The organism is Alphaproteobacteria bacterium, from assembly GCA_018662925.1.
Taxonomy (GTDB): Bacteria; Pseudomonadota; Alphaproteobacteria; order 16-39-46; family JABJFC01; genus JABJFC01.
Genome location: JABJFC010000014.1, coordinates 1 through 2,898, shown reverse-complemented (window position 1 = coordinate 2,898; position 2,898 = coordinate 1). Strand labels below are relative to the sequence as shown.

The window sequence follows — 2,898 nt, the reverse complement described above, 5'->3', positions numbered from 1 at the left end:
TTGAAAACATGTTCATTAATTCAACTGCATCTTCAGGGTAAGTGTTCATAGCATAAAGTGCTACATATAATAGCGAGTGGAGTCAACTGCAAAATAATGGCGATTTAGCCGGTTTGTGGAGTAAACCGCATACCCAGGTTATTGAATATCCCCTCCTCCTCCACTCATACGCCGTTAAGGCTTCCTGAGAGCAAAATACGGCGTGGAAGAACTATAAAAAAAATCTTGTTATCTGCAATCCACCGAAGGGGGCGCACTTATGTGCGATTTGAAAATCGCACTTGTGCTTTATGGCCACAGGCGTTAGCATAGCTCCACTGGAGAGGCATGGGGGCTTCGCATCACTCAGATATAAACTTCCAGGGTTTAAATTGTAATTGACGCTTAACGGTGTTTATTATGGCAATTTACTCGTTGTCCTTGGGATTTATATCACGGAGTGAAGGACGTTCCTCTGTAGGCTTTAGTGCGTATATTGGAGGAGGACGTCAATGCGACGGGCGCACAGGAACAGACTACGACTACACCAACAAAAAAGATGTTATTGTAAGCCGAGTTCTTGCGGAAGATGAGGCACCAGACTGGGTAAAGAATCCCTCCATCTTATGGAATAAGGTTGAGCAGTTTGAAGATGACATTGCAGCACTACGATTCAGAGGTGAGCCGAGTGATCCCGTAAAACATCAAAAAAGTTTAGAGGCAAAAGAGAAGTTTTTAAACTCAACACAAACAGCTCAAACGATTATGGGCGCCATCCCTATTGAGCTCAAAAAGTTTGAGGCCGAAGCATGTGTTGAGGAGTTCTTAAAAGAAAGATTTGTCTCAAGAGGACTTGTCGTTGAATACGCTATTCACTGGGACAAAGGGAATCCGCATTTTCATGGAATGATAACAAGACGACCACTCGTAGAAGGCGCATTCTCTCAAAGGAAAGATGCCGAGATCGTCACAAAACCAGAGCACAATATCACAAGAAAACAATGGGAAATTTCTGCTAATAAACACCTTCAATTGGCGGGGCTACCTGTTCGCATTGACGCACGTTCCAACGAAGATCGCGGTTCACAGTTTTTAGCGACAGAACACGAAGGTTGGTACGCCCAAAAGCTTGCTAGAGATGGCAACTACTCACGTATTGTGACTGATAATGAAGCAGTACGTCAAACAAACATCGATATTATGTGCGAGAACCCAGGCTCCTTAGTTAGGGAGGTGTCTTTCAAACGTACGACTTTCACTCGAAAACACATCGAAGAAGAAATCATCCGCCGTGTTGGAGGAGATGCCAAACTCTTTTCAATCTTAAGAGCGAACGTGGAAGGGCTCAGAATTTCTTCAAAACTCATCCTCAGCCAAGCCAACGATGATACCATTTTTGAAGGTACTTCAGGGGTTTTTGCAACAGAACTCAAAGATCTTGCATCAAAGCTTACAGAGCAATTGTTAGAAAATAAAGAAATTGCTCACAAGGTCGGAAAAAATATCAACCGTGAGAACGTCTTTACGTCCACTCTCTACAAAAAACAAGAAGATTACATAACAGGCCTTGCAGACGCACTTCAACGCCGACAAACAAAGTCTGTAACCAAGGATCTCATTGACTCTTCAATTCGCAAACAAGAACAAGAGCTTGGATTTAAACTTTTCCAAGAACAACGGGAGGCTGTCACCCATTTATGTACCGGCTCAGATATTCGTATTTTGAACGGAAAAGCAGGGACTGGAAAAACCACGCTTTTAAAAGCTGTGGCCAGTAGCTACCAACAAGCAGGGTATGAAGTGCTCGGAACCTCTTTCCAAGGGAAGGCGGTGGAAATCATGGAGCAAGAAATCGGCATTCCCTGTAAAACATTGGATAGCTTTCTCTTCCACTGGCAGAAATATCAAGAGCAAAGAGCATACGTTAAAAGTGGTCGGCTTTGGGGTCGGCCGTATCTTTACGCCCACAACAAAATGAAGACTTTGGAGAAACATTGTTTCTCTGACAAAAACGTCATCATTGTTGACGAGGCGAATATGGTTGGCGGACGACTCTGGGAGCCTTTCTTGAGAGAAGCTGTCGAGAAAGGAGCAAAAGTTCTCGTTGTCCAAGACACTTCTCAAATTAAATCGCGAGAAGCTGGGGACTATGGGCGTCTTTTTGCGGAACGGTTTGGATGTTGTGAAACCCGAGAGGTGGTGCGTCAAAAGGTTGAGTGGCAGCGAGAATGCTCAAAATACTTAAATGACATCCACGTTCTAGACGGCATCAAACCTTATTATGAAAAGGGTCATTTTACGTGGCATGAAAGTTCTAAAGAGCTTATTTATGCTTTGAGAGATGCCTACATTAAAGATTATCGCCCTCGTCAAAGCCAGATGGTCTTAGCTTATCGGAATGTGGAGGTTTATGAGCTTAATCAGGCGATTCGCGAAGGTCTCAAAGCACGAGGATATCTCAAAGAAAGTTTTGTGGTCTCAGGTCAAGAATATGCGATACGCGATCGGATTCGGTTTACGCAGAATGATCATCATGGGCTGTATATTAAGAATGTTGAAGAGACACCCTTTTTGAAAAGATTTATTAAAAACAACCCTCGAATTGGTGCTAAGAATGGCACACTGGGGACAATAGAGGCATATAATTCAAAAACAATGACGGTACGCCTTGATTGTGGGCGTTTGGTTCAGTTCAGCACAGAAAAGTACCCACACATCACCCATGGCTATGCAATGACTATTCATAAATCAGAAGGGAGTACCTTTGATAAAACTTTTGTATCTGTTGATCCGTGTCTCGACCCCGCAAGTCTTCTTGTTGCCATGACAAGACACCGTCACGATGTACGGGTATACGTCAATCGCGAGCTATTTATCGACTTTAAGGATTTTATTGATACAGTCAGTCGAGGAGCTTTT

Annotated in this window: 1 protein-coding gene; it reads left to right on the top strand. The window is 43.4% G+C overall.

Features of this window, described 5'->3' with window-relative positions:
* Positions 1–399 precede the first annotated feature (399 nt).
* Positions 400–2,898: MobA/MobL family protein (locus HOL16_00895; GenBank protein ID MBT5389255.1), on the top strand; the 2,499-nt coding region annotated here is incomplete at its 3' end.